Below are 26,392 nucleotides of genomic sequence, written 5' to 3' on the forward strand. Positions count from 1 at the left end.
CTACGAACAAAAAGGCCCGTTGCATTACGCAACGGGCCTTTTTGTTCATTGTATAAGCAGTCGGTCGGCTAGTTATAGCCCGTACCTTTTTTCGACTTCACGTCGGCTACGAATTCCTTTACGCGCTGCTCCTCGGTACGCTTGCAGATCAGCAGCACGTTGTCGTACTCGGCGATGATGTAGCCGTCGAGGCCTTGTACTACCACTAGGCGCTCAGAAGGCGTTTTGATAACGCACTCCCGGGTGTCGTAGAGCAGTGCGTCGCCGTCTACCACGTTGTTATCGGCGTCGTGGTGGCCCATGCGGTGCAGCGAGTCCCAGGTGCCCAGGTCGCTCCAGCCAAAGTCGGCGGGCAGCACGTACACGTTGTCGGCCTTCTCCATCACCCCGTAGTCGATGCTGATGTTGCGGCAGCGGGTGTAGGCCTGGGCAATAAAGTCGGCCTCCTGCGCGGTGCCCAGTTCACTGATGCCTTCATCGAATACCTCAGCAATATCGCCCAGATACTGGTGGAACGCATGAATAATCACGTCGGCGCGCCACACGAACAGGCCGGAATTCCACAAAAAGTCGCCGCTTTCCACAAACATGCGGGCTAGCTCCAGATTTGGCTTTTCGGTGAAGGTTTTAACTTTCTTCACGCCCCGGGGTAAGCCGCTTTTGCTATCCTCGTCGATATACTGAATGTAGCCGTAGCCCGTATCGGGCCGGGACGGCTGAATACCCAGCGTAAGCAGCACGTCGTGGTTTTCGGCTACGTCTATGGCCTGCCGGATGATGGTCCGGAACTCCTCCTCGTGCAGCACGGCGTGGTCGGCGGGCGTCACGATAATGGTAGCTTTGGGGTTGCGCTTGGCAATGCAGTAGCTGGCGTAGGCAATACAGGGAGCCGTATTGCGGCCAATAGGCTCGCCTAGAATCTGGCTGGCAGGCAACTCGGGCAGGTGCTGCTGGACCAGTTCCATATAGTCGCGGTTGGTCACCACGAAGACGTTTTCGGCGGGGCAGATTTCCTTGAACCGGTCTACGGTAAGCTGGAGCATGGAGCGGCCCACTCCCATTACATCGTGAAACTGCTTGGGCAGGTGCGTGCGGCTAAAAGGCCAAAATCGGCTGCCAATGCCACCGGCCATCACGACGAGGAACGTATTCTGATTCATCAGAAAAAGCTGATTAGAGTGTAATACCAGGTTTGAGAAAAGCAAACATAGTATTTAATCGTAAATAAATGTAACAATTTTACTACACCAAGCCTTCGCGCAGCAAATCGTGTAAATGAATGAACCCACTAAATTGTCCATTTTCCGTGACAATTAATTGGGTGATGTTCCGGCTTTGCATCCGCACCAACGCCTCGGCCGCAAAATCATCCACATCGATACTCATTGGATTAGGTGTCATAATGTCGCGGGCCCGGACCTGCTCTAGCTTGGTGAAGTTGGTGAGCATGCGCCGCAGGTCGCCGTCGGTAATGATGCCCAGCAGGTGGCCATCGGCCAAGGCCAGCACGGCCGTAGCCCCGAGGCGCTTGCCCGATATTTCGAGGATGATGTCCTTGAGCGGGGCATTTTCCAGCACCTGGGGCGTCTGGTTCTGCCGGCTCAGGTCGCCTACCTTCAAGTAGAGTTTCTTGCCTAGCGTACCACCGGGATGCAAGCGGGCAAAGTCGGCGGAGGTGAACTCCCGCGACTCAAGCAGGCATACGGCCAGCGCATCGCCCAGGGCTAGGGCGGCGGTGGTGCTGGTGGTGGGCGCCAGGTTGTGCGGGCAGGCCTCGCGGGTCACGGGCGCGTGCAGCACGTAGTCGGCCTGCACGCCCAAGTAGGAGTCGGCATTGCTGACCAGGGCGGCCAGCGGCACGCCCTTGCGCTTGAGCAGCGGCACCAGCACTTTTATTTCGGGCGTGTCGCCGCTCTTGCTGATGGCAATGACGAAATCCTCGGGCTGAATCATGCCCAGGTCGCCGTGAATGGCGTCGGCGGCGTGCATAAACAGCGCGGGCGTGCCCGTGGAGTTCAGCGTAGCTACCATCTTGCCCGCAATGTGGGCACTCTTACCGATGCCGGTAACCACGACCCGACCCCGTAAAGAGAGTATGGCGGCTACGCATTGTGCAAAATCCGGCGTTTGGGCTATGGCCTCGGCCACGCCCCGAATTGCGTCAGCTTCTTCGAGAAGCACTTTTTTTGCAATTGTGTTGGTGTCGTTCTGCTGTTTCAATCTAAATTTGTCTAGATTGAGTAACCAACACTAGCTGTGCTGGTGCTCAAGTCTGCAACTCAAAAGAGCAAGTGGAAATGTCGATGCCAGCGGTAAAACAAGCAGTCAAGCGTGAGGCTGATCTGAAAGGCAAGTTAAAGGAAGTTTTTGGGTACGGTCAGTTTCGCGGCACCCAGGAAGCCATCATTCAGAACGTCATCGAGGGCAACAACACCTTCGTGATTATGCCGACTGGCGCTGGTAAGTCGCTGTGCTACCAGCTGCCCGCGTTGATTCTGCCCGGCACGGCTATCGTTATTTCTCCCCTGATTGCCCTGATGAAAAATCAGGTGGATCAGCTCAACGCTTTCGGGGTAAATGCCCAGTTTCTGAACTCGACCTTGTCGAAGTCGGAGACGAACCGGGTGAAAAAGGACGTCATTAGTGGGGAAGTAAAGCTGCTGTATGTGGCGCCCGAAAGCCTGACCAAGGAAGAAACCATCGACTTCCTGCAGAAGGCCACCATCAGCTTCGTGGCTATCGACGAGGCTCACTGCATCTCGGAGTGGGGCCACGACTTCCGCCCCGAGTACCGCCGCATCCGAGGCATCATCGACAATATCGGCCAAGTACCGATTATTGCCCTCACGGCCACGGCTACGCCCAAGGTGCAGCTCGACATCCAGAAAAACCTGCAGATGGATGAGGCTTCGGTGTTCAAGACCTCGTTTAACCGCACCAACCTCTATTACGAGGTGCGGCCCAAGCACAACACCAAAAAGCAGCTGATTCAGTACGTGAAACAGCACAAGGGCAAAGCCGGCATCGTGTACTGCCTCTCGCGCAAGAAGGTGGAGGAAATTGCCGAGCTGCTACGCGTCAACGACGTGAAGGCCCTGCCCTACCACGCCGGCCTCGACCCCCACGTGCGCATGGCCAACCAGGACGCCTTCCTGAATGAAGAAGCCGACGTGATTGTGGCTACCATTGCCTTCGGCATGGGCATCGACAAGCCCGACGTGCGCTTCGTGATTCACTACGATACGCCTAAGTCCATCGAAGGCTACTACCAAGAAACCGGCCGCGGCGGCCGCGACGGCCTGGAAGGCAACTGCCTGATGTTCTACAGCTACGACGACATCGTCAAGCTGGAGAAGTTCAACAAGGACAAGCCAGTGACCGAGCGCGACAACTCCAAGCTGCTGCTCCAGGAAATGGCTAACTACGCCGACTCGGCGGTGTGCCGGCGCAAGCAGCTGCTGCACTACTTCGGCGAGCATTTCGAGAAGGATTGCGGCTTCTGCGACAACTGCAAGCACCCCAAGGAGCGTTTCGAAGCCAAGGACGAAGTACTGATGGCCCTCAAGGCCGTGGTGCAAACCGAGGAGCGCTTCGGCATTGAGCACATTGGCACGGTACTCATGGGCATGAACAACGCCCACGTAGAAAGCTACGGCCACAATGCCCTACCCATTTATGGGGTGGGCAAGGACCACGACGCGGCCTTCTGGCACTCGCTCTTGCGACAGGCCTTGCTCAATGGCTTCCTGGAAAAGGATATTGAGAACTTCGGCGTGGTGAAAATCTGTCCGAAAGGCTTAGATTTCATTGAGAATCCGCATTCTATCAAACTCACCAAGGACCATAACTACGAGGAAGAGGTGAAAGAAGAGCAAGAAAAAGAGGAAGTCCAGGAAGCCGCCGGCCACGACGCCGCCCTTTTTGAGATGCTGAAATCCTTGCGCAAGAAGATAGCCAAGGAAAAGAACCTGCCCCCCTATGTGCTGTTTCAGGACCCGAGCCTGAAGGAAATGGCCACGACCTTCCCCACCAAGATGGACGACCTCGCCCACGTGGGCGGCGTGGGCCTGGGCAAGGCGCAGAAATTTGGCCAGCCCTTCCTGGCGCTGATTCAGAAATACGTCGACGAAAACGACATCGTGACGGCTGCCGACGTGGTGGTCAAGTCCGCCGTCAATAAGTCGAAGATCAAGATCTACATCATTCAGCAGATTGATAAGAAGATGGACCTGGAGGAAATTGCTGCCTCCAAGGGCATCGACATGCGCGAGCTGATGGAGGAAATCGAGCACATCTGCTACTCCGGTACCAAGCTCAACCTCGACTATTATATCGACGGGGTATTGGACCAGGACCGGCAGGAGGAAATCACCGACTACTTCCTGCAGGCCAGCACCGACAATATTGCCGTGGCCCTCAAGGAACTCGGTCCCGACGACTACACCGAGGAAGACCTGCGCCTGATGCGCATCAAGTTCTTGAGCGAATACGCTAACTAGGTTGTAACCCAGCCCGTCATTCCGAACAAAGTGAGGAATCTCGCGTGCTGCTGTTGGCAGAGTAACCTGCTCAGCCTTGCACGCGAGATACCTCCCGCGGGTCGACACGACGGGCTGTTTTGTTATTCACTATCGAAAAGCCACCTCTTCGGGGTGGCTTTTTCGTTGCCTTGGAATAGGATTCTTTCGGGGCAAGCCAGGGGCTTTAACCAATCCCGCCGGGAGTTTGCCCAAAACCTGCCTATGTCCGGGGCAAAACGTCGGCAGGTTTCACCCAAAACATAGTTATGTTTTGGGTGAAACCTGCCGACGTTTTGCGGTGACATCCGAAAAGACCGTTTCCAGGACCTGGGGGCACTTTTGCGGGAGAGCCGGATTGATGCCGCGCAGCCCGACGGGCAAAATCGTGTAATTAGATTATTCCGGTGCCTTCTTATCTTCGGCTTTGCATCTCCCCTAACGCCACTTCTATGTTTACTTTCTCCTCTCCGAGTGCCCGGCAGCTGGGCTTCACGGTGCTGGCCAGCCTGGCCGCGCTGGGTAGCGCGGCGGCCGACAAGCCAGCCCCGCCCACCAATCCGCTCACGCCAGGGTTTAACCAGGTCATCGACTTCCGCCGCGCCACCAAGGCTGACGTGAAGCAGGCCACCGACGCGGTTATCAGCGACACCAAGGCGTCGTTGCAGGCTATCTATAAGGTGCCGGCTACCAAGCGCACCTTCGCCAACACCATGCTGGCCCTCGACAACCTGGGGGACCATATCGGCAATGTGGCCGGGCCCATCAGCATTCTGTTCAACGCCAGCCCCGACTCGGCCATCCGCAACCAGGCCCAGCGCAGCATTGCCCAGATCAGCAAGTACGGCAACGAGCTGGAGCTCGACGAGCAGCTCTACAAGGCCGTGAAGGACTACTCCAAGACCAAGGAGGCCCAGGGCCTGACCGGGTTCCGGAAGAAGTACCTGACCGAAACGGTGGAAGACTATGAGCGCAACGGCTTTGCCCTCACGCCCGAGAAACGCAAGGAATTGCAGGCTATCAACGACAAAATCGGGGATTTGAGTTTGGCCTTCGGAGCCAATATTGCCAAAGACCAGGGCTTTTTGCTGGTGAATGCGGCCGACATGAAAGGCCTGCCCGAAGACTACATCAAGAGTCGCCCCAAGGCCGGCGACGCCTACCGCATCGGCCTCGACGGCCCGGCCTATGGTACGTTCATGAAGTACGCCGAGTCGGATGCCCTGCGCAAGCAACTCTACATCTTATATAACAACCGCGCCTCGGAGAAAAACCTGGACGTGCTGAAGCAGTTGCTGATCGAGCGCCAGAAGAAGGCGCAGCTGCTGGGCTACAAGACTTACGCTGCCTACCAAACCAGCTCGCGCATGGCCAAAACGCCCGAAACGGTGTGGGCCTTCGAAACCAAGCTGGTGGACCGCGTCAAGCAGAAAAGCCAGCAGGATTTGGAGGAGCTGCTCGTGGTGAAGCGCGCTTACACCAAGGACCCTAGCGCCAAGGTTATCAACGCCTGGGAAAGCGCCTTCTACAACAACCTGCTGATGAAGGACAAGTACCAGCTCGACGCCGAGAAAGTGAAGGAGTACTTCGAAGTGAGCAAGGTGGTAGACGGCCTGTTCCAGACTACGCAGAGCCTGTTTGCCCTGAAGTTTAATGAGGTGAAAGACCCCTCGGTGTGGCACAAGGATGCCCGCATGTTTGAGGTGCAGCGCGACGGCAAGCTCATCGGCCGCTTCTACATCGACCTGTTTCCGCGCGACAACAAGTACACCCACGCCGCCTGTTTCGGGGTGAGCAGCGGCAAGGCCACGCCCAAGGGCTATCAGCTGCCCCAGGCCGTGCTGCTCTGCAACTTCAACCCGCCCGCTGCCGGCAAGCCGGCCCTGATGAGCCACTCGCAGGTGGTGACCTTCTTCCACGAGTTCGGCCACGTGATGCACAACCTACTGACCACAGCCGAGCTCAGCAGCCAGTCGGGCACCAGCGTGAAGCGCGACTTCGTGGAGGCTCCCTCCCAGATTCTGGAGAACTGGGCCTGGAACTACGACGCGCTAAAGACTTTCGCCAAACACTACCAGACCGGGGAGGTGCTACCCAAGTCCCTCTACGATAAGATGTGGGCCGCCCGCAACGTGGGCTCGGGCATCGGTGCTTCCCAGCAAATCCTGTACGGCACGCTCGACATGACCCTGCACGACAAGTTTGACCCCAACGGGACCGAAACCACCACCGACGTGGTGAAGCGCCTGCAAAACCAGATTACGCCCTTCGCCTATCTGGATGGCACCAACATGCAGGCCGCCTTCGGCCACCTCACCGGCTACGGCGCCGGCTACTACGGCTACATGTGGTCCAAGGTCTATGCCGAGGACATGTTCTCCGTCTTCGAGAAGAACGGCATCATGGACCAGAAAACTGGCTTGCGCTACCGGGACATGATCCTGGCCCGCGGCGGCACCGACGAGGAATACAACCTGGTGAAAGCCTTCCTCGGCCGGGAACCCAACCAGGACGCCTTCTTCAAGTCATTGGGCCTCTGATTTAGTTGTTAGTTGCCAATTGTCAGGTTGTTCTGGCAGCTACCAACAAAAAGGCCCGGAGCTGATGCTCCGGGCCTTTTTGTTGGTAGCTGTACCTATCAGTGCGCTAAAGAAACTAACAACTGACAACCAGCAACTGAAACCTAGCAGTACTCTTCGAAAGCGCCTTGCAGGTTGTCGACGATGCGCATCAGGTCGTTGCCTTCAATGTGGTGCCGCTCGATGACGTGCACCAGCTCGCCGTCCTTGAACAGGGCAATGCTGGGCGAGGAAGGAGGGTAGGGCAGCATGTGCTCCCGGGCCTTGGCTACGGCTTCGGTTTCCATGCCGGCGAATACCGTTACGAGCTTGGCAGGCTTCTTTTCGGAGCTCGATACGGCCATTTTCAGGGCCGGGCGGGCTTTGGCAGCGGCGCAGCCGCACACCGAGTTAACGGCCAGCAGCACTGTGCCGCTCTGGGTGTTCAGAACCGAATCAACTTCTTCGGGGGTCATCAGTTGCTCGAAGCCAGCCGACGTGAGGTCTTGGCGGATAGGAGCTACCATGTATTCAGGATACGTTGCCATTGGTAAAGAATGGGCTGAAAGTGAGAATGAAAAATCAGAAGGAAGGCCCGGAGGCTCGGCAAAAATACGCAAACTCCGGCCGCCGCGCTTGCATAAACCGGCGGCGGCCCGAATGGTTAGCTCCCCAACAACGCAACGTGTATTTCCTGTTCAATATATTCGCCCCATGACCTACGAATTCTTCGTTGCCAGCCTGTCGCAGTCCCAGCCCCCGACGGGCATATCGGCCGTACTGCGCGGCCTCTGGCACGCCGGGCGCCAGGAGTGGAACCTAGCCCACCAGATTGCTCAGGCCAACGACCAGGACGCTTGGCACAATTGGCTGCACGCCTACCTGCACCGCCAGGAAGGCGACCTGGGCAACGCGGCCTACTGGTACCGCCGCGCCGGCCGCCCGGTATATAGTGGCCCCCTGGTTCAGGAGTGGGAAGATATGGTGCGGGCCCAGTCAGGCATTGCGTCGTGACGGGTACTGATGAGTTAAGACAGGTCCCGCCAAAGTGCTATTCATGAGAAAGAATAGTCGTAGTTAGGGCGTTAAGCCAAATATAAAGTACATTTAGCGAGTCAGCTTCCTCCATTTACAGGTTATGCAGAAGATCATACTCCTTACCCTGGGTTTGTGCTTGTCGGGAGTGGCCGCTCAGGCTCAGGTAGATACCGTGCGGGCATCGACCCTGCCCCCGGCCCAGCAGGCGGAAAAGCTCTACAACAGTGGCGTAGCCAAATACAACGGTAAGAACTACCGGGCCGCCATTCAAGACTTTGACCGCGCCCTTACGCTCCGCCCCGATTTTGCCAAGGCCTACTACAACCGGGCCACCACCCGCTACGAGCTGAAGGAATATCAGCAGGCCGTGCAGGACTACGACCAGGCCATTAAGCTCGAAGCCACCGGCTTCAGCAACTATTTTGGTCGGGCCCAGGCCCAGGAGGCGCTGGGTAAGCCCACCGAAGCCGAGCAGGACTACGGCAAAGCCACCGAAATCAAGCCCGACTACGCGCCCTCATGGTACTACCGCGGGGCGTTGCGCTTCGAGAAAGGCGACTTCAAGGCTGCTAAAGAAGATTTCGACCAGGCCATCAAGGCCGATCCGAATTACGCTTATGCCTACCACGACCGGGCCAGCACCCAGCGCAAACTCAACAACTTCGACGCGGCCATCCAGGACTACACCAAAGTGCTGAGTTTGCAGCCCGACTTCCTGCCGGCTTTGCTCAACCGGGCTGGCACCAAGCGCCGCGCCAACGACCTGAAAGGTGCCCTAGCCGACTACAACGCCTACCTGAGCAAAAAGCAGGACAACGCCACGGCCTTCACTAACCGCGGCAGCACCCGCTACGACGCCGGCGACTACAAAGGAGCCGCCGAAGACTTCAGCAAGGCCATTGAACTGGATGCCAGTTACGCCTTTGCCTGGAACAACCGCGCAGCGGCCCGCCTCAAGCTGGAAGACTACAAAAGTGCCGCCGCTGATGCCGCCAAGGCCATTGCTCTGAACGCTCAGTATGCCGAGGCCTATATGAACCGAGGCCATGCCCGCGAAATGCTGCGCGACGCCTCGGGTGCCTGCCAGGACTGGCAGAAAGCCGCCGAGCTGGGCCTGGAAACCGGAACCAGCTACGCCGCCAACTCGGGCTGCGGGGCCGAATAGCACCCGTCTTCTCTTATTTCTTCCGCTCGTATTTCAGTGCAAAGTTGCCCTTATGTCTAAAATTCTGTTGATAGCGCTGGTGCTGCTGGCGCAGGTAGCCGCCGCCCAAAACGTTGAGTTTGACAAAGACAATTTCAAATCCAACAAGGACGGCCTCAAGGAAGCCCAGAAGGAAATCAAAACCGGCGACGAGTGGTACGACATGGACCCGCCCCGCTATGAGCTGGCCCTGCCCCACTACCTCGAAGCCCAGAAGTTTAATCCCAACAACGCCCGCCTCAACCTGCGCATCGGCGACTGTTACCTGCACTCGGGCTACAAGCCCCGGGCCCTGCCCTACATTCAAAAAGCCTTCGAGCTCAACAAGGATATTGACCCCAGCATTCATTATATGCTGGGCCGCAGCCTCCACCTGAACGCGAAGTGGACCGAAGCCATTGCCGAGTATAAAGCGGCCCAGCCCGCCGCTACCGGTAAGAATTCGGCCGCTATTCTGGCCACCATTAGCAAGAAGATTCAGGAGTGCGAGAATGGCCGCAAGCTGGAGCAGAAGCCTTCCCGCGTCTTTATCGACAATGCCGGCCCCTCCGTCAACTCGCCCTACGCCGACTATGGCCCCGTGATTTCGGCCGATGAGTCGGTTATCCTCTTCACCTCCCGCCGCGACAACTCGACGGGCAAGGAGCGCGACCCGGAAACCGGCGGCTTCTTCGAGGACATTTACCAAAGTACCCGTACGGGCTCAGGCTGGTCACCAGCCCGCAACCTGGGCAAGCCCGTCAACAACGAAGGCCACGACGCCACCGTGGGCCTATCTCCCGATGGGCAACGCATGCTGGTATATCTGGAAGACAACGGCGGCGACCTGCACGAGTCGGAGCTGAAAGGCGCAGCTTGGCGCAAGCCTGAGAAAATGGGTGCCCGCATCAACAGCCGCGCCCACGAGTCGTCGGCGGCCTACACGCCCGACGGCCGCAACCTCTATTTTGTGAGTGATAAACCCGGCGGCCTGGGCAACCGGGACATCTACAAAATCGAAATCGAGGGCCGCGGCCAAGCCGTTAACCTGGGCTCGACCATCAACACACCCTACGGGGAGGAAGGCGTATTCCTGCACCCCGATGGCAAAACCATGTACTTCAGCTCGGAAGGTCACAACTCGATGGGCGGCTACGACATCTTCAAGTCGGTGTTCGAGAATGGCAAGTGGAGTCAGCCCGAAAACCTGGGCTGGCCCATCAACACGCCCGATGATGACGTATTCTTCGTGATTTCGGCCTCGGGCCGCCATGGTTACTACTCATCTTTCCGCGACGACGGCCTGGGCAGCAAAGACATCTACCAGATTACCTTCTTAGGTGCCGAAAAGCCGCCGGTGTTGTCGCAGGAAGACCAGCTGCTGGCCTCCCGGGCTCAGCCAGTGAAGGAAGCTTCCCTGGCGCCGCCCGTACCCATTGCCACGGCCCAGGTAACCATCCTCAAAGGCGTCGTAACGGATGAAGCCACCAAGCAGCCTCTGGAAGCCACCATCGACGTGGTCGACAACTCCCGCAACGAGCTGATTGCTTCATTCCGGGCCAACGCGCAGTCGGGCCGCTACCTGGTTTCGCTGCCCTCAGGTGTCAACTACGGCATTGTGGTGCGCCAGGAAGGGTACCTGTTTCACTCCGAGAACTTTGACCTTCCTGCCGGAGCCGCCTACTCAGAAGTAGTAAAGGACATTGCCCTCAAGAAGCTGGATGTGGGCGTGAAAGTGGTGCTCAACAACATCTTCTTCGACTTCGACAAGGCCACGTTGCGTAAGGAAAGCACCGCCGAATTGGAGCGTTTGCAGAAGCTGCTGACCGAAACTCCGGCCCTGCGCCTGGAAATTTCGGGTCATACCGACAACGTGGGCAAGGCCGAATACAACAAAGACCTTTCCCAGCGCCGCGCCAAATCCGTAGTAGACTACCTGGTAGGCAAAGGCGTGGACAAGGGCCGCCTCACCTTTGCCGGCTACGGCGACACTCAGCCCGTAGCGCCCAACACCACCAAAGGTGGGCGTCAGCTCAACCGCCGCACCGAGTTTAAGGTAACTGGTAAGTAATTTGCGGTCCTCCGCTCCGCCCGCTAGCCGACCCGTATGCCTGCCTCTCCCATTCTGCTGCCCTTCGACCCTGGTCTGCGCGTGCTCGTCGCCGACGATAATGAGCTCAACCAGCTCGTAGTATGTCGGGCCCTGGAAGAATGGAACGTTGTAGCTACGATGGTCGAGAACGGGCGGCAGGCCGTGGAAGCTGCTAGTTCCCAGCCCTTCGACGCGGTGCTTATGGACATTCAAATGCCGGAAATGGATGGTTACGAAGCCACACGGCGGCTACGGCGGCTGCGGCATTTGCAGGAGCTTCCTATCATTGGCCTCACCGCATCTGCTTCCCCCGCCGATCAGGCTCGGGCCCTGGCCGCGGGCATGAACGAAACCCTCGCCAAGCCCTTCGAGCCTACGCTGCTGCATGCCAGTTTACTACGGCACACGGGTCGGGCCCGCCCCCTGGCCCGGCTCCAGCCCGCCACACCTGACCCCACCGATATTGGCACGATTCGACCCGGGTGGCATTTGCTGGAAGAGCTGGCCGCTGGCAACGAATCCTTTATTGCTCAGATTATAACCACCTTTCTGCAACAAACTCCCCCGCTCTACCAGCAGTTGGCCAGCACCGCCGCTCAGCCCGACCAGCAGCATCTGGCCCGGCTGGCCCACAAGCTGAAGGGTCAAATCGTGTATTTCGGCGTTCCGGCCATTGAACAGCATTTGGAGAAGCTCGAACGGCCACTTACGCCCGCCGACGCCGCTGAAGCCCCACACCTGATTGCCATGGTCGGCCACCAACTGACTGCCCTGTATCCGCACCTTGAGCTTCGGCTGCGGAATCACTCTGGCCGGTAAGCCGGCAAACAGCCCTTTCCTTTCTCACGTCTTCTTATACCTTTGGCGTTATGCCAACACCCTCCTCCCCCCTACGTTGCCTTGTTGTAGATGACGATCCGCTATCCGTTCAAATCGTTATTAACTGTATCAACAACACGCCCTTTCTAACGGCCATCGGGACCTACGACAGCGCCATGGCGGCCGCGGAGGTGCTGCGCACTGAGCCCGTCGACCTGCTTTTCCTGGATGTAGAAATGCCGCTGATGTCGGGCATCGACCTGCTCAACACGCTTCAGAACCCGCCCCTGGTCATTCTCATTACCAGCAGCAAGCACTACGCCGTAGAAGCCTTCGAGCACGATGTAGTCGACTATCTGGTGAAACCTATCAGCTACGGACGATTCCTGAAAGCAGCTCAAAAGGCTCTGGAACTCTCCGAAGCCAGCCTTACGGCCACGCCAAGCGGCACTCTGGCTCCCAGCACCGACCCGGACTTCACCTTTGTCAAAGTTGATACGAAGCTGGTCAAGGTGCTTTTCGACGACGTGAGCTACGTCGAGGCTCTGGGCGACTACGTCCATATCGTCATGCCGCACAGCAAGCTAATCGTGTACAGCACGATGAAAGCCGTAGAAGAAAAATTTCCTTCTTCTATTTTCGTTCGGGCCCACCGTTCCTTCATTGTCAACCTAAAGCGCGTTCAGGCTATTGAGGACAACACAATTACCATCGAGAATAAGCAAATTCCCATTGGGCAAACCTACTTGCGTGAAGTGCTCCAACGGCTCAATAAGTTTTAGCACCCTACTCAGTTGCCGAGGATTTTGATGATCTAACAGCTTTACTCTTCTCTTCCCGAACCCGCTTTTACAGCCCACAAAGACAGACCTAATCGTCTCGTCGTTGTGGGCTGTTTCTATTCAAGCCTAGTAGGCCTCACCCAGAGAAGAAAGCTGAGGCTCCAATTGCCCGTTAAGCTTGAGCTACACTATTGATTCTTGCCATTCTACCATATATTTTTTCAACTACTGTATTATATCAATATCGTTTTGTTTATTTGTGGCACCACCTCTATACCACACCTATTCCGACAACTCTTCCCTATGAAGAAATTCTGCTTCTCTGCTGTGCTTGTTGCTCTCCTTACTATTGGTACAACCCAAGCTCAGCAGGCATCTGACCTACGGGCGCAGGCAATGACTAACACTCGCGCCCTAGCGCAACATATTGCCCTCGATGATGCCCGTACGCAGCAGGTAAAGCGCTTCACCTATGAGCGGCTGGTACAAGAGGCCGAAATCAAACAGATGTACAGCATCGACCCGGCTATGCTGCAAAGCAAAATGGCCGTGGTGGAGAAAGAGTACGCTGAGAAGCTGAAGGGTGTGCTGTCTGACGCTCAATACCAGCGCTACGAGAACTACGTGGCCACTATCAACGCTCCGGTGGCAGCTCCCACTACTGCCGCCGCTCCGGTAGCCCCTCCTGTTTCGGCAGTCGCAGTTACGGCGCCAGTGGCGAAGCCCGCACCTGCTCCCAAAGTTGCAGTCGCTAAGACGCAGCCTACCAAAACCGTGACGCTACCCAAAGCCAAGGCGGCCCCAACCCTGCCCGCGAAGAAAGCAGCCGCTCACGCCGGCACCGTAGCCAGCCGTCCTTAAGCTACGCGGGCCCGTCGCGTCTGTTCGGCCGCTTTATTTTCCGTCAGGTTGGCTCTGAGGATGTCCAGCGTGATTCCCCATAGTGCCTCGTAGGGGATAATTTCAATTTCGGCGTACGCCTCTCCCGGCTGTGGGGCCTCGTGCAGCCGGTGGAGCAGCGGCCGCCCTTTCTTCTCGCAGGCCTCAGGGTCAAAATTTTCCTTTACCGTCAGCACCAGCAGTCGAAAGAAGAGTTGGCTTCGTAGGGTCGCCGATTCTCGCAGGTGCCGCTGCTCGTACTTACGCAGGCTTTCCAGGCGAGCCAGCAGGTTTTCCACATCTTGGCGGCGCAGAAAGTTTAGGTACTGCAAAATGAGGATAGCCACGTTGTACCCTTGTTTATCCCGGCTATAATCCGGTACGGTTTGCACAAACTGGTTGAAGTGCCGCAAGGTGAGCGGCGAGTTTTCCGGCTGCAAAAAGTAGATATACGCCTTATATAAGTCCCAGCGCTGCCGGGCAGCGGCCCGTTGCTTCCGGAAATAAGGGTTTTTATGGGCCATTTCCAGCAGTTGCTGGGCTTGGCTGTATTGCCCGGCGTGCAGGGCCAGCAGCACGTAGTTCTCCATAAAGAAAAACCAGTTGCCCGACGACGGGTGAAAGTCCTTCAGGTAATCTTCGGAAAGCTTCAGACCAATAGCCGCCTGCTTATTGTGCAAATAGGCATAGGCGGTCATATAGTTATTAAAACGGCTGTCAAAGCGCCGGCGGTTAATCTTGCCTTTAGCCCAGAGCTTTTCCGTAGCCGTAGTAATTTTAATAATCTCTTCGTAGTTGCCCGTAAATTCCAGCAAGGTCAACTGAATCAGGTACAGGTAGTTGAAAGTGGTGTAGCTGCGCGCTTTTTCGTGCAGCTGCTGCAGTTGAGCCAAGTACCCGGGCAAATCGTTCAGCAAGGCCCGCCGGGCCCGGACCGTGTGCGCCTGGGCCATTTTGCTGCTCCAATAGATTTGCCCAGCCTCGTCTTCGAGTGCCATTAGTTGCTGCAGCTGCTGCAACTGCTTACTTGCCGCCCGATACCGGGCCGGCTGCCGCAAATCAACGTAGAGCTTCCCTAAAAGCCGGGTAGCTAGTACTGCGTATTCCGTAAACTCCCCTTCCAAAGCCTGGCGCAGGCATTTACGCAGCAATTGCTCTGCTAACAGATACTCGCCTTCCCCGTACAGAATCGTTACTTGGTGGTATAACCCTATGCATTGCAGCTCGTATCTTCTTGATACCAAATGGCGTGGATCTGACTGCTCCAGGAAGTAGAGGTGATTCAACAGCTTCTGTTGCACCCGTGATTTCAGCTTGCGGAAAGAGGTATTGCTCGTTGCGGACGCCTTTCCGTAGAGAGCTTTTGTAAGCTGCAGCTGCGTACTATCGGGCGCTTCTTCGAGCAGCCGAATGAGCTTTAGGTCTTTGTGCGTCGATTTTTTGGCTGAAAAGTCGAATAACGGGGACTCCTTTACTCGACGGTCTGTCACAATACGCGCTAGATTGCTAAGTTTTTCCATGGGTTAAGTAGGGCTACAGCGGCGGTATACGGCTTTGCAAGATGGAAAAAAGCTCATAAGCCTTGTCACAACTATCCAAATTACTTCCTTTATTGTTAGGAATAACCTTCTGCACCTTTGTAATTGGCTAGTTTTGCCCATACGAAAATCAAGAAGTCACAATTACCAAACCCCAAGGGCCATAATTGGCTTCATTAGCCACTTAATTTCCTAAGTGGATGCTATATAACGCCAATAAATCAACTTAAACCCAATTTTTTAATTTTAACCTTCAAGTCACTTTTACACAATATCTTTCCTTTCCGTCAGCCCGGTTGTGCAGCAAATTTGTGTCAGTCAAACTCCTGAACGACTCAACCTCATAAAAGCGCCATGTTAGAACTTATCGCCATCGCCCTGCTTCAACTCGCCAGCTTTACTACTTCTTCGGAGGTTAAGACGGATTCAAACGTCCAGAGCGCGACTTCTACTACTGTTACTCCGACTCCTGCCGAGGCTGGCCAAGGTGGCGGCGGCTGGGGTGGCGGAGTTAACTAACCCTGTTTGCCCATCTGGCGCTCTGCTTCCTGTCGAATGTTAGCTAACTTGCCCGGACCTACGTCCGAGCACTGACCTCTTCATGAAGCATCTTTTGTTTGGTTTTCTGGTCGTGGTGAGCGGCGCTTTTAGCGCCTGCTCTACCCACCAGGAAGATTCCACTCCTGCGGTACGAATCCGTTGGGAGCGGGACCCGGAAAACCTCGACCCACTTGTTCTTCCCAATGAGAATTCCCTGGAGGCAGCAAACATGCTGTATTCCAGTCTACTGGTAGTAGACCCAAGCCGCCAGCAATTCACTCCTTGTCTGGCTGAGGCGCTCCCCAAGGTTGAGCACCAAGACTCCCTAACGCTACTTACTTACCGCATTCGTCCCGAGGCGGTATGGGATAATGGACAGCCCGTTTTAGCCCGGGATGTAGCGTTTACGCTCAAAGTAATGAACTGCCCGGGTTTGCCGATTGAATCCAATCAGGCGCAATGGGGGTTCATCCGCGACATTCGAATCGACCCTGCTGATCCCCGTCGGTTTACCCTTATTTGTGCGGGCCATTCGCCCGAGTACCAGTGGTCTTCCGGCGACTACATCATTCTGCCGGAATATCCTCTGGACCCTCAGGGCCAGCTTCGCCCCGTTTCATTGGCTGCCCTGCGCGCCGATACGGCGGCCGATCAGCACAATCCCGTTGTAGGAGCCTTTGTACGCCGTTATAAGCAAGCCCAGCTAGACCACCATCCGGAACGGCTGCCAGGCAGCGGAGCCTACACCCTGGCGCAGTGGGAACCTGGCCGCTTTCTAACGTTTAAGCGCAAAACCCGGTGGTGGGCTGATACCCTTCACTCCGATTTATTGCCTTTACAGGCACATCCAACCCAGCTCGACTACCAGATTATCCCTGATGAAGCAACGGCTTTGCTGGCCTTGCGCCGCGGGGATATAGACGTGTTTCCGATGATGCCAGCCAAGGAGTTTCAGCGGCTACAGCAGGCTCCCGATAATAAGGCCAACCTACAGTTTCTGACGGCCGACTCGTATAAGATGATAACCGCCTGCTTCAATACGCGGCAGCCATTGCTACAAGACCGGTTTACCCGTCAGGCCCTGACTCATTTATTCGATATTCCAGCTCTAATTAAAGCTACTCAATTGGGAATGGCTTATCCCAGCGTTGGGCTGATAAATCCCCAGATGAAAGGAATTTATAATGACAGCCTATCCCTGCCTACCTTTTCACCCCAGACTGCTGCTCTGCTGCTACGTAAAGCGGGCTGGCAACGCCAGCCAACGGGTGACTGGACGCGGCCAGGACCAAATGGCACACCCCAACGGCTGGCTCTCACGCTGAGCTACCGCACTGGCGACCCTGCTTTCGAAACCATAGCGTTGCAGCTCCGGGCCGCCGCGGCCAAGGTGGGAATTCCGATTCAGTCGCAACCTCTGGAAGCGTCTTTGTTTTGGGACAAGCTCCGGTCTGGCTCCGTGGACTTATACCTGTTTACTATCACCGGCAACCCTTTCGTATACAACTTTGCCCCGATCCTGCATTCAAAGAGTATAGGAGCCGGCAACTACACGGGCTTTGGCACCGCCGCCAGCGACCAGCTTATTGAAGACATTGCGGGCGAAGCAGATGAAGCTCGTCAGGCGTTGCTCCTGCGGCGTTTTCAACGTCTGCTCCATGAAGAGAAGCCGCTCACCGTGCTATTCTTTCTTCGCTCCCGGCTAGCGGCTTCCCAGCGGCTTACCAATTTGCAGGTAACGGGGCTGCGGCCAGGCTACACGGCTACCGCCATCAAGGTGGCACCTGGGGGCGCCAAGTAAACGATGGGGCGTTTTTTGTTTTTCCGCCTCGTCCGCACCCTGCCCGCCGCCTGGGGAATTCTTTCCGTTATCTTTTTACTAAGCCGGCTGTTGGCCAGCAACCAGTTACGCCTACCTGAACTACAAACCAGCCTGAGTGGGCACACCGCTACGGCGGCTCAGCTTAGGGCAGCAGAGTTTCGTTTGCAGCAACGCTTGGGACTGGATTTACCCCTATTTTACCTTACTCCTACTCCGGAATCAGACCAGCTACTGACAGCTCGCTGGCAGTGGAACGGCTTGCACAACCAGTACCATGTTTGGCTGTGCAGGCTGCTACAAGGAGACCTTGGGCAGTCTTTTCGGGACGCCCAGCCCGTAGCTAGCCTGTTGGGCCGGGCGCTGGTTTCTACACTGGGCCTGACGATTGGCGCATTTTTACTCACGATTGGTACCGCCTATGGCTTGACCGTAGGCTTGAGCCGAGCTCACCAGTGGCGCTCGGCTGTGTTGGCAGGCTTGCATCTGCTACAGGGCCTGCCGCTGTTTGTGGTAGCAGTGCTGCTATTGCTGCTGTTTGCTAACCCCGATACGCTGGACTGGTTTCCTGCCTACGGACTGGCCCGGCTGCAAGACACCGAGAGCTGGGCAACTCAACTAGTAATGCATACCTATTATCTGGCGCTGCCTTGGCTGAGCTTAGTTTTAGTCAGTTTGCCGGCGTTGGTAGTGCACCTCGATACTTCCCTGCAGCACGAGCTACGGCAGTACTACATCATGACGGCCCGGGCCAAGGGACTGGCGAATGGACACGTTTTTCGCCGGCATGCGCTACGCAATGCATTGCTGCCAGCCATCACGCAGCTGACGGACCTTTTGCCAGCATTGGTAGCCGGGGCGGTAGTCGTGGAGCTAATCTTTGCCCTGCCCGGCATGGGTCGCACCCTGGCCGAAGCTGCCGCCGCCCGCGACTTTCCCGTCCTGCTAGGTGGCATCCTACTGGTAGCGCTAGTCCGTCTGCTTAGTCAGATTTTGGCGGATTGGTTGTATTACCTAGCTGATCCACGAATTCGGCTGGAGGCGTGAGGCAGCAGGCACCGTGGAATTCCGGGAGTTGGTGGCTGGCTGGCGGATGGCTGTTACTGGTGTTGACGGCCGCCGGCAGCACCTGGGTATTGCCCAGTTCATTTGCCCCCGATATTCCCGATCTGCAGGCTATAGCCCAAGCTCCTGGACAGGCCCCCCACTGGCTTGGCACCGATCCCCAAGGCCGGGATGTACTAGCCGGACTTATTTATGGGGCCCGAACCGCGTGCTTGGTCAGCATACCAGCCGCCCTGGCCGCCACCTTCCTAGGCACTCTACTAGGCAGCTTGGCGGGCTACTGGGGCAATCAGCGGCTGATCATATCTGCGGCTCACGCAATACTCGTGGCCGGTGCTGGTCTGTTCCTACTATTTTTTCGAACGTCGGCGGCTGGTCTCGTACTCGTGCTAGGAGGCTGTGCGGGGGCTGTTTTCGTCACCGGAAGGTTCCTGACATCTTCAGTCAGGTCATTTCCGCGCTTGCAGCTTCCTCTGGACGCAGTCGTTTTACTGCTGATTGCGCTGCTCACTTCGGTGCCGCGACTGGTTCTGGTACTGGCCATTGCTGCCGTACGGTCGTCTTCCGTATGGTCGCTGCTGGCTATTCTGTCGCTCACGTACTGGCCAGTTTCGGCCCAACTCGTGCGGGCCGAGATGCTGCGCGTTCGGCAATTGTCCTTTATTGAAGCGGCCCGGGCGCTGGGAATACCGCACTGGCAGGTTATCGGCCGGCACGCCTTACCCGTACTCGGCAAAACCATTGCTGCGCTCCTGCCACTTAGCGTAGCCACTCTCATCGGCGTTGAAACCACTTTGTCCTTTCTAGGGGTAGGCCTGCCCCCGGAAATAGCTAGTTGGGGCCGGTTGCTCGCCACGGCCCGGCAGGATTTCACTGCTTGGTGGCTTATCGTATTTCCCGCCTCTACTATTTTACTGACCATCCTAGCCCTACGCAGGCTTATTTTTCTTCGGTCCAAAAGCCGATTCAACGCTAATTAATCTGTCACAAATACCCTGCTATTTTTCACAGCAACCGCAACTATTCTGCTGGGCAAAAGCTTTGAATTACTGTAGTGTAGACCACCTGAAAGAGCATTGCTCTAGTTGATACTGACTTTATTGGTGCCTATTTGATCTGTATTGATTCCAAAATGCGCCATTTTTCACGTGTCACAATTAGAAATAAATCATCCTTTACACCGGGGCTTTCTTGCCCTAATATTGTCATAAGAAACAGCCAGCCAAGTGAGCCAGCCGGTTTCTTCAGACTGCTAGCAGCTCTGAATACGGAAAAGACATTGCGCCGGTGAACGGTGAAAAATAAAAGAATACGGGCTACCCGCTGCTCTGCTCGCAGCGGCAAAACCCAAAGGTTGTTGCAATAGGTGTGTAAAAAAACCGCTGGCTTTGCCAACGGTTTTTTTGCGTTTACGGCTGTTCCACCTTGCCGACCGACTAGCTTAATCGGCGGTTTGCCGGGCCAGCAGCGCAATACCTTCCTGGAAGGTATGGGGCACGTAGCCCAGGTCACGCTGAGCTTTGGTGATGATAAAACCCGTGCGGAGAGGGCGCTTGGCCGGCTGGGAAAATGTACTGGCGTCGACCCTGGTAATCAGGCTTTTATCAAGATGGAAATAATCGGCGACCTGTAGGGCCATTTGGTAAGGCGTGAGCAGCTCGCTACTGCTGATGTTATACACGCCTGCGGCATCGTGCTGGGCCACGAGCCAGCAGCCCTGGGCCAGGTCCTCGGCCAGTGTGGGGGTACGAAGCTGGTCATCGACTACCTTAATTGGCTTGCCGGCCCGCAGGGAGTTGCGCACCCAGAGTACGATGTTGGTTCGCCCATACTCGTGGGCAGTGCCATACACCAGCACCGTACGCACAATGGCCCACCGGGCCGAACTGGCCTGTACGGCCTGTTCAGCAGCCAGCTTGCTTTCCCCGTAAAAATTGACCGGACCGGGCGCAGCTTCTTCCGTAAGCGGGCCCTGCTCGCCGCTAAAGATAAAATCGGTGCTGACGTAGGTGAGGTGAATGTCGAACTGCTGGCAGGCTTCGATGAGGTACTCTACGGCCGTCACATTTTGTAGCCAGCACGACTCCCGATTTAGCTCACACTCGTCCACGTTGGTCATAGCGGCGGTATGAATCAGGTGGGTGGGCCGTTCGGCCTGCAGCACCTGCTGTACCTGGGCGCGGTCCGTCACATCAAGTACGACGAAGCGCAGGTCGGGATAGAGGTCGGCCAGCTTATTCGTGCCGCGCGAGGAGGCAATAAGCTCTACCCCAGGCTGCTGCTGACGCAGGAGCTCCACCAGCTTCTGTCCCAGCAGGCCATTCGAGCCGGTTACCAAAATGCGTTTGGTCATGGTGAGCAGGTCTATTCGTATTTGTAGCCGTAGAGCTCGGTGATCTTCTTCTTTTTCAGCTTTTCCACTTTCACCGTCATTTTAATGTCGGTTGTGGGCCGGTCGCGCATATCCTTGGGCTGGGCCGCAATTTTGTCCACCACGTCGAGGCCGCTGATAACCTGCCCGAACACGGTGTAGCCGCCATTGAGGTGGGGCGTGCCGTTATGATTCTGCACGATGTAAAACTGGGAGCTGCTGCTGGCTTTGGTCGGATTCACCATGTCGCCCTGCCGGGCGGCGGCTACGGCCCCGAACTTGTGCGAAAACTCGGGGCGGATTTCGGCCGGGATGGTCACATCATTGTTGGGGCCCATCCCGTCGTTGTTGGGGTCGGCGTCCTTGGAGTTACCGTCGCCGCCCTGCACCATGAAATTCTGGATGATGCGGTGGAAGGTGGTACCATTGTAAAAGCCGCCTTGGGCCAGCTTCAGGAAGTTTTGCTTGTGCAGGGGCGTCTCATCAAACAAAATCAGCCGGATATCACCCTGGGGCGTGCTGATGGTCACGACCTGATCCTTTTTACTTTTTTTGGGAGCTTTGGCAGCGTATAGAGCGGGAGCCAGCAAGCAAATTAGCAGCCAGCAGAGCGCCGTAGCGCGGGAAAGGGACTTCATAGCGGGGAAGTAAGTGGAAGGATAGAAAGCAAAACTACGCGGTTTCGGGTGGCGGCGCTACAAAATCCGTGGGCCGCGGATTTGCAAAGGCCGCGGCCTACTCCCAGCCGGCTTTTTCCCTGCAACGTCGGCGAATCTGCGAAATATCCGTATTGTGCGCCAAGCTCGTCTTTATTTTCTTATTGCTATGTCTGCTCCTCGTTCGGCCACACCGCCTCCACACTGGTTTCCCAAGTTGCTGCTCTTGGCTTATCTAATCCTGTTTGTGGTGCTGGCCATCAATCCGGCCGAGCGCGGCACCTGGGTAGCCGAAAACCTGCCCATCGTAGCCATTACTGCGGCCCTGGCAGTGCTGTACGTGCGCGGCATCCGGTTCTCCAACTTGGCATACCTTCTTATGAGCGTGCTGCTGTTTATGCACACCATCGGGGGCCACTATACGTTCGAGAAAGTGCCCTTCGATTGGTTCAACAACTTGTTTGGCTTCAAGCGCAACATGTACGACCGGGTAGCCCACGTCAGCGTCGGCTTTTACGCCTTTGCCATTCTGGAGCTCATCGACCGGTACCAGGTTATCCGCAACCGGGCCGTGGCCTACCTGTTCCCGCTCTGCGTGATTGGTACCGTGGCCATGACCTACGAACTCATTGAGTGGGTGTACGCCGAAACGGCTGGGGGCGACGCCGGCGCGGCTTTCCTGGGCAGCCAGGGCGACATCTGGGACGCGCAGAAAGATATGCTGGCCGATACCAGCGGGGCTATTTTTGCTTTGGTCTTGTACTGGTTGCGCGACAGATTTGCCGGCCACCCAGGCCCGGCGCCACTCGCCTCGGCAGAAGCAGCATAAAAAAGGCCGGAAGTTGTTCCGGCCTTTTTATTGATTTTTCGAGCTTAGCTCTCGGCCCGCTGGCTGCGGATATCGTCCAGAATCTGGCGGCCACCGCGGCCCAATACCCGCTCAGCTAGCTCAATGCCCAGCGCCTCAACCTGACTGAGGTCGGCAGTAGTCAATGTTTCTTCCAGGTACTGTTGCCCATCGAGGCTGATGAGGCCACCGTGAAGCTGCACGGCCCCGGTTTCGGTGAACGTAGCCAGAGCGAAGGACGGGATGCTGCAGCCGCCCTCCATGGTGCGCAGAAACGCCCGCTCGGCCAGCAGGCAAGTGTGGGTGGCTTCGTGGTCGAGGGCGCGCTGCAACTCGGCTTTGAGACTCGGCTCCAGGCTCCGGGCACACTCCACGGCCACGCTGCCCTGCCCAGTGGCGGGCACAAACTGCGTTTCGGGCAATACGTAGCGAATCAGTGCGTCGTATTCCATACGGTGCACCCCGGCATAGGCTAGCACCAGAGCGTGGTATTGGCCTTCTTCGAGCTTGCGCAGGCGGGTTTGCAGGTTGCCGCGGGCCTCGGCTGTTGTGGCGTGCGGATAGTGGCGGCGCAGCATGGCCTTGCGGCGCGTGCTGCTGGTGCCTAGCACCAGGTCGGGCCGGCTCAGGTCTAGGTCGGGGTCGTAGCTAACAATGACGTCGTTGACCTTTTCACGCTCCATAAATGCCAGCAGCTCCAGATCCTCGGGAATGGTGCTTTGTACATCCTTGGCACTGTGCACGGCAATGTCGATGGCGCCCGAGCGCAGGCTCTCTTCCAGCTCCTCGGTAAATACGCCCTTGGCCCCGATTTTATCGAGGGAGCGGTCCAGCACGACGTCGCCTTTGGTGGTAATGATGACAATTTCGGTGGTCAGCTGGGCCAGCTCCAGGCAGGCCGCTACGTGGTGGGCCTGCCACAAAGCCAGGCGGCTGCCGCGGGTACCGATACGAATAGGACGATTCAAAACCATGGGAAGAAAAGTGGTAATCTGAGGCGACACGCAAACGAGGCAAAAAGTTTTCTTTTGCTTTCTGCAGGCGCCGCGCTTACTTGGCTTTACAAAGGTAACCGGCAGGCTTGCAGCATCTGGCTATAGGCCTTTTAGCGCAACCTATAGTAGATTAGCAAACTATATTTTCTGCATTTCCAGCCTCTAGGCGGGCATTTTCAGCAGCTCGGCGATGCGCAAAGACATATCCACGAAGACCATCCGCGGGTTGGCGTTGCGCTCAATATGGTAGTGGGCATCGTTGAGTTCCTGCGTCAGAGCATCGGCGTTGGCGCGATGCACGAAGCGGCTAAAGCCTGCTACAAACTGCTGCTCATTGGCCGGTAGGTGGGGCACAAACTGCGCATCGATGCCATAAAGCAGCACCTTGCGCAGAATGCCCAGCCCGAACTGCAAGAACTCCTTCTGATTTTCGCGGCCCATCTTCTGGAACTCGTCGGTCTTGGCCAGAATCAAATCAACTTTGTAGCCGTAGCACTGCCGCATCCACTCCACGAAAAAGGTGAAATAGTCATCGTCGGTGGCAGCTTCGCGGCTGGCCAGGGCAGCGCCCAGGTTGCCTTCTACCAGTTGGGCAATCTGCCGGGCCTTGCCCTCGGGAACTTGGTGCTGCTCGCGCAGAAAGCTGGTGACTTCGGCCTCCGAATAAGGCCGAACAACGACCGGCTGTACCCGGCTGATGATAGTCGGCAGCAACTGCTCGGGCGAGAAACTCACCAGCAGAAAAATGGTAGCCGGTGGCGGCTCTTCCAGCAGCTTAAGCACGGCGTTGGCCGCGGCCGGGTGCATGAGCTCGGGCAGCCAGATAATCACGATTTTGAACTGCCCCTCAAATGCTTTGAGCGAAACCAGCTTGAGCAGCTGCAAACTTTCTTCCTTGGATATGCTGCCCTGCTTGTTGTCGGCCCCGATATGCTGCATCCAGTCGTTGAGGCCCTGATAGGGGTTTTCGAGCACGAAGCTGCGCCAATCCGCCGCAAACTTGCTGCTAACCGCGTCCTTGGCCACGGCTTTGGTAGTCGTGACGGGCAGGATGAAGTTCAGGTCGGGATGAATCAGCTTGTCGTTTTTCTGACAGGCCGGGCACTGCCCGCAGGAATCCTGGGCAGCGGGGCCCCGCTGCTCACAGTTCAGAAACGTGGCGTAAGCCAAGGCCAAGGCCAGGGTGGCCGAGCCTTCGGCCCCGCGAAACAGCTGGGCGTGGGCCACGTGCTGCCGGTGCACGGTTTGCACCAGCACGCGCTTGACGTCCGTTTGCCCGGGAATTTCAGAAAAGCGCATCGGTTGGTAAGTTACTCGGCAATAAGGCACTTGCCACAAGCTTCCGGGCTTGCAGCGCGGGACGGGAAAGTCTCACCCTTGGCCACGCCTAACGTAAGACTTCCCCAGAATTTTACTCAGCCGCGGCAGCCGGGGCTTCTTTCCCGACGGCCTTTTCCCAAATCCGGTCCTTGGCCGTCTGGTCGAAGACGTGCTGCATGATGGCCTGCTCGGTGGCGTCGTAGGCCAGTTTGCGCCGGGCCATAACCCGCTCGGCTACTTCGGCTACTTTGGGCATCTTGAAGGTTTCGAAGCCCGCAGACCCGCCCCAGCTAAACGAGGGAATGAACGTGCGCGGAAAGCCGGCCCCAAAGATATTGGCCCCCACGCCCACCACCGTGCCGGTATTGAACATCGTGTTGATGCCGCACTTGCTATGGTCGCCCATCATCAGGCCGCAGAACTGCTGCCCGGTGTTCACGAAGCGGCCCGCGCTGTGGCTCCAGATTTTGACTGGGGCGTAGTTGTTCTTCAGGTTCGAGGTATTGGTATCGGCGCCCAGGTTGCACCACTCCCCAATAACAGAGTTGCCCAGGTAGCCGTCGTGACCTTTATTGGAATAGCCCATCAGAATGGAGTTGCCGACTTCGCCGCCCACTTTGCTGTAGGGCCCCACGGTATTGTCGCCGCGCATTTTGGCCCCGACGTTGATATGTGACCCTTCGCACAAGGCCAGCGGACCTTTGATAATGGCGCCTTCGTGAACTTGGGAGTTTTTGCCCAAATAGATCGGGCCGTCCTCGGCGTTGAGAATAGCCGCTCGAATCTTGACGCCTTCCTCAATAAAGATATTCTCGGGGGCGTACACAATGGTGTGGGCATCCCCTACGGGCTGGGACTGGCGGCCGTGGGTAAGCAGGGCAAAGTCACGGCGGATTTCGGCCCCGTTGTGCAAAAACAGGTGCCACACTTCCCGCAGCGCCAGCACCGGCTCGGCCACTTCGCGGGTATTAGTAAAGCCATCCTGAATCAGTTCGGCAATGTTGGTGGCATTCTCCAAGTGGGCTGCTACCAGCAAGTCGCCATCCATGAGGGCTTCGCCGGGCTGCAAGGCCTGTACCTGCTTGGTCAGCAGCTCGTCGGGGCACACGGCGCCATTGATGACTAATGCGGGCCCACCGACGAGGCCCGCGGGGTATTTGGCCTGCAGATATTGCTCGGTAAGGTAATGCACGGGCTGCCCGAGGCGGTGCTCCCACTTTTCGGCTACTGTCAGGATGCCGCAGCGCAGGGCTGCTACCGGGCGGGTGAAAGTAAAGGGCAACAGGTGGGGCCGGATGGCCGGGTCGTCGAAGAGCAGAACAGTCATGCGGGGCAAGAAAAGATAAGCGGGAAACAGAGCCGCAAGTTAGCGC

The 26,392-nt window shown here is 57.0% G+C and carries 21 protein-coding genes; 12 read left to right on the forward strand and 9 right to left on the reverse strand.

Features of this window, described 5'->3' with window-relative positions; genetic code table 11:
* Window positions 1-68: 68 nt before the first annotated feature.
* Entirely contained in the window at window positions 69-1,160 is a 1,092-nt protein-coding gene (locus tag MUN80_RS00060) for a mannose-1-phosphate guanylyltransferase (protein ID WP_244718047.1), read from the reverse strand.
* Window positions 1,161-1,242: 82 nt separating this feature from the next.
* Window positions 1,243-2,181, reverse strand: a complete 939-nt coding sequence (locus tag MUN80_RS00065; RefSeq protein ID WP_244718049.1) for a KpsF/GutQ family sugar-phosphate isomerase — start codon at window positions 2,179-2,181, stop codon at window positions 1,243-1,245.
* Window positions 2,182-2,303: 122 nt separating this feature from the next.
* Here MUN80_RS00065 and recQ point away from each other — a divergent pair, with 122 nt between their 5' ends.
* A complete protein-coding gene (recQ, locus tag MUN80_RS00070) occupies window positions 2,304-4,499 on the forward strand; it encodes a DNA helicase RecQ (RefSeq protein WP_244718051.1) in 2,196 nt (731 codons plus the stop codon).
* Between the two features lie 470 nt (window positions 4,500-4,969).
* Window positions 4,970-7,057 carry a M3 family metallopeptidase gene (locus MUN80_RS00075; protein WP_244718053.1) on the forward strand — a complete coding sequence of 696 codons (2,088 nt, stop codon included), beginning with the start codon at window positions 4,970-4,972 and terminating at the stop codon, window positions 7,055-7,057.
* 143 nt (window positions 7,058-7,200) lie between these two features.
* Here the strand turns inward: MUN80_RS00075 and MUN80_RS00080 are convergent, their stop codons facing one another.
* Window positions 7,201-7,623 (reverse strand): BrxA/BrxB family bacilliredoxin, encoded by a 423-nt coding sequence (locus tag MUN80_RS00080; protein WP_100337443.1) that lies wholly within the window; start codon window positions 7,621-7,623, stop codon window positions 7,201-7,203.
* A 166-nt stretch (window positions 7,624-7,789) separates the two neighbouring features.
* Between MUN80_RS00080 and MUN80_RS00085 the strand changes: the two genes are divergently transcribed.
* From MUN80_RS00085 to MUN80_RS00110, 6 genes are all read left to right on the forward strand, one after another.
* Window positions 7,790-8,089, forward strand: a complete 300-nt coding sequence (locus MUN80_RS00085; protein WP_244718055.1) for a hypothetical protein — start codon at window positions 7,790-7,792, stop codon at window positions 8,087-8,089.
* 124 nt (window positions 8,090-8,213) lie between these two features.
* The gene (locus tag MUN80_RS00090; protein ID WP_244718057.1) at window positions 8,214-9,278 is read left to right on the forward strand and encodes a tetratricopeptide repeat protein; all 1,065 of its coding nucleotides are present in this window, start codon (window positions 8,214-8,216) and stop codon (window positions 9,276-9,278) included.
* Between the two features lie 52 nt (window positions 9,279-9,330).
* Entirely contained in the window at window positions 9,331-11,367 is a 2,037-nt protein-coding gene (locus MUN80_RS00095; RefSeq protein WP_244718059.1) for an OmpA family protein, read from the forward strand.
* Window positions 11,368-11,403: 36 nt separating this feature from the next.
* Window positions 11,404-12,207: a response regulator gene (locus MUN80_RS00100; protein WP_244718061.1), complete on the forward strand. Its 804-nt coding sequence runs from the start codon at window positions 11,404-11,406 to the stop codon at window positions 12,205-12,207.
* Between the two features lie 50 nt (window positions 12,208-12,257).
* Window positions 12,258-12,989, forward strand: coding sequence for a LytR/AlgR family response regulator transcription factor (locus MUN80_RS00105; protein WP_244718063.1), 732 nt, complete (start codon window positions 12,258-12,260; stop codon window positions 12,987-12,989).
* Window positions 12,990-13,385: 396 nt separating this feature from the next.
* Window positions 13,386-13,850, forward strand: coding sequence for a hypothetical protein (locus tag MUN80_RS00110; protein ID WP_244718065.1), 465 nt, complete (start codon window positions 13,386-13,388; stop codon window positions 13,848-13,850).
* Here the strand turns inward: MUN80_RS00110 and MUN80_RS00115 are convergent.
* Complete coding sequence (locus tag MUN80_RS00115) at window positions 13,847-14,866, reverse strand: hypothetical protein (protein ID WP_244718067.1); 1,020 nt, start codon at window positions 14,864-14,866, stop codon at window positions 13,847-13,849. The two genes, MUN80_RS00110 and MUN80_RS00115, sit on opposite strands and share 4 nt — an antisense overlap.
* Window positions 14,867-16,007: 1,141 nt before the next feature.
* Between MUN80_RS00115 and MUN80_RS00120 the strand changes: the two genes are divergently transcribed.
* The 3 genes from MUN80_RS00120 to MUN80_RS00130 all read left to right on the forward strand — a co-directional run bounded on the left by MUN80_RS00120 (window position 16,008) and on the right by MUN80_RS00130 (window position 19,810).
* Window positions 16,008-17,747 (forward strand): ABC transporter substrate-binding protein, encoded by a 1,740-nt coding sequence (locus MUN80_RS00120; RefSeq protein WP_244718069.1) that lies wholly within the window; start codon window positions 16,008-16,010, stop codon window positions 17,745-17,747.
* A gap of 3 nt (window positions 17,748-17,750) precedes the next feature.
* Window positions 17,751-18,812 (forward strand): ABC transporter permease, encoded by a 1,062-nt coding sequence (locus MUN80_RS00125; protein ID WP_244718071.1) that lies wholly within the window; start codon window positions 17,751-17,753, stop codon window positions 18,810-18,812.
* Window positions 18,813-19,291: 479 nt separating this feature from the next.
* Window positions 19,292-19,810, forward strand: coding sequence for an ABC transporter permease (locus MUN80_RS00130; RefSeq protein WP_244718073.1), 519 nt, complete (start codon window positions 19,292-19,294; stop codon window positions 19,808-19,810).
* Between the two features lie 461 nt (window positions 19,811-20,271).
* On the opposite strand, the gene MUN80_RS00135 is transcribed toward MUN80_RS00130, so the two are convergent.
* A complete protein-coding gene (locus tag MUN80_RS00135; RefSeq protein ID WP_244718076.1) occupies window positions 20,272-21,183 on the reverse strand; it encodes an SDR family oxidoreductase in 912 nt (303 codons plus the stop codon).
* Between the two features lie 11 nt (window positions 21,184-21,194).
* Entirely contained in the window at window positions 21,195-21,839 is a 645-nt protein-coding gene (locus MUN80_RS00140) for a peptidylprolyl isomerase (protein ID WP_244718079.1), read from the reverse strand.
* Between the two features lie 187 nt (window positions 21,840-22,026).
* Here MUN80_RS00140 and MUN80_RS00145 point away from each other — a divergent pair, with 187 nt between their 5' ends.
* The gene (locus MUN80_RS00145) at window positions 22,027-22,686 is read left to right on the forward strand and encodes a DUF2238 domain-containing protein (protein WP_244718081.1); all 660 of its coding nucleotides are present in this window, start codon (window positions 22,027-22,029) and stop codon (window positions 22,684-22,686) included.
* Window positions 22,687-22,730: 44 nt separating this feature from the next.
* Here MUN80_RS00145 and hemC read toward each other — a convergent pair whose 3' ends face one another.
* The 3 genes from hemC to MUN80_RS00160 form a co-directional block, all read right to left on the reverse strand.
* The gene (hemC, locus tag MUN80_RS00150) at window positions 22,731-23,672 is read right to left on the reverse strand and encodes a hydroxymethylbilane synthase (protein WP_244718083.1); all 942 of its coding nucleotides are present in this window, start codon (window positions 23,670-23,672) and stop codon (window positions 22,731-22,733) included.
* Window positions 23,673-23,861: 189 nt separating this feature from the next.
* Window positions 23,862-24,998, reverse strand: coding sequence for a DNA polymerase III subunit (locus tag MUN80_RS00155; protein ID WP_244718085.1), 1,137 nt, complete (start codon window positions 24,996-24,998; stop codon window positions 23,862-23,864).
* Between the two features lie 112 nt (window positions 24,999-25,110).
* Window positions 25,111-26,346 (reverse strand): GlmU family protein, encoded by a 1,236-nt coding sequence (locus MUN80_RS00160; protein WP_244718087.1) that lies wholly within the window; start codon window positions 26,344-26,346, stop codon window positions 25,111-25,113.
* Window positions 26,347-26,392: the final 46 nt, after the last annotated feature.

The sequence above is a fragment of the Hymenobacter cellulosivorans genome (assembly GCF_022919135.1).
GTDB lineage: Bacteria > Bacteroidota > Bacteroidia > Cytophagales > Hymenobacteraceae > Hymenobacter > Hymenobacter cellulosivorans.

What these genes read in the sequence shown, in the direction of transcription:
- MUN80_RS00140 (WP_244718079.1), bottom strand. Translation starts at nt 21,839, where the DNA reads ATGAAGTCCCTTTCCCGCGCTACGGCGCTCTGCTGGCTGCTAATTTGC.
- recQ (WP_244718051.1), top strand. Translation starts at nt 2,304, where the DNA reads ATGCCAGCGGTAAAACAAGCAGTCAAGCGTGAGGCTGATCTGAAAGGC.
- MUN80_RS00115 (WP_244718067.1), bottom strand. Translation starts at nt 14,866, where the DNA reads ATGGCACTCGAAGACGAGGCTGGGCAAATCTATTGGAGCAGCAAAATG.
- MUN80_RS00095 (WP_244718059.1), top strand. Translation starts at nt 9,331, where the DNA reads ATGTCTAAAATTCTGTTGATAGCGCTGGTGCTGCTGGCGCAGGTAGCC.
- MUN80_RS00100 (WP_244718061.1), top strand. Translation starts at nt 11,404, where the DNA reads ATGCCTGCCTCTCCCATTCTGCTGCCCTTCGACCCTGGTCTGCGCGTG.
- MUN80_RS00090 (WP_244718057.1), top strand. Translation starts at nt 8,214, where the DNA reads ATGCAGAAGATCATACTCCTTACCCTGGGTTTGTGCTTGTCGGGAGTG.
- MUN80_RS00085 (WP_244718055.1), top strand. Translation starts at nt 7,790, where the DNA reads ATGACCTACGAATTCTTCGTTGCCAGCCTGTCGCAGTCCCAGCCCCCG.
- MUN80_RS00060 (WP_244718047.1), bottom strand. Translation starts at nt 1,160, where the DNA reads ATGAATCAGAATACGTTCCTCGTCGTGATGGCCGGTGGCATTGGCAGC.
- MUN80_RS00120 (WP_244718069.1), top strand. Translation starts at nt 16,008, where the DNA reads ATGAAGCATCTTTTGTTTGGTTTTCTGGTCGTGGTGAGCGGCGCTTTT.
- MUN80_RS00110 (WP_244718065.1), top strand. Translation starts at nt 13,386, where the DNA reads ATGACTAACACTCGCGCCCTAGCGCAACATATTGCCCTCGATGATGCC.
- MUN80_RS00145 (WP_244718081.1), top strand. Translation starts at nt 22,027, where the DNA reads ATGTCTGCTCCTCGTTCGGCCACACCGCCTCCACACTGGTTTCCCAAG.
- MUN80_RS00105 (WP_244718063.1), top strand. Translation starts at nt 12,258, where the DNA reads ATGCCAACACCCTCCTCCCCCCTACGTTGCCTTGTTGTAGATGACGAT.
- MUN80_RS00080 (WP_100337443.1), bottom strand. Translation starts at nt 7,623, where the DNA reads ATGGCAACGTATCCTGAATACATGGTAGCTCCTATCCGCCAAGACCTC.
- MUN80_RS00135 (WP_244718076.1), bottom strand. Translation starts at nt 21,183, where the DNA reads ATGACCAAACGCATTTTGGTAACCGGCTCGAATGGCCTGCTGGGACAG.
- MUN80_RS00075 (WP_244718053.1), top strand. Translation starts at nt 4,970, where the DNA reads ATGTTTACTTTCTCCTCTCCGAGTGCCCGGCAGCTGGGCTTCACGGTG.
- MUN80_RS00160 (WP_244718087.1), bottom strand. Translation starts at nt 26,346, where the DNA reads ATGACTGTTCTGCTCTTCGACGACCCGGCCATCCGGCCCCACCTGTTG.
- MUN80_RS00155 (WP_244718085.1), bottom strand. Translation starts at nt 24,998, where the DNA reads ATGCGCTTTTCTGAAATTCCCGGGCAAACGGACGTCAAGCGCGTGCTG.
- MUN80_RS00125 (WP_244718071.1), top strand. Translation starts at nt 17,751, where the DNA reads ATGGGGCGTTTTTTGTTTTTCCGCCTCGTCCGCACCCTGCCCGCCGCC.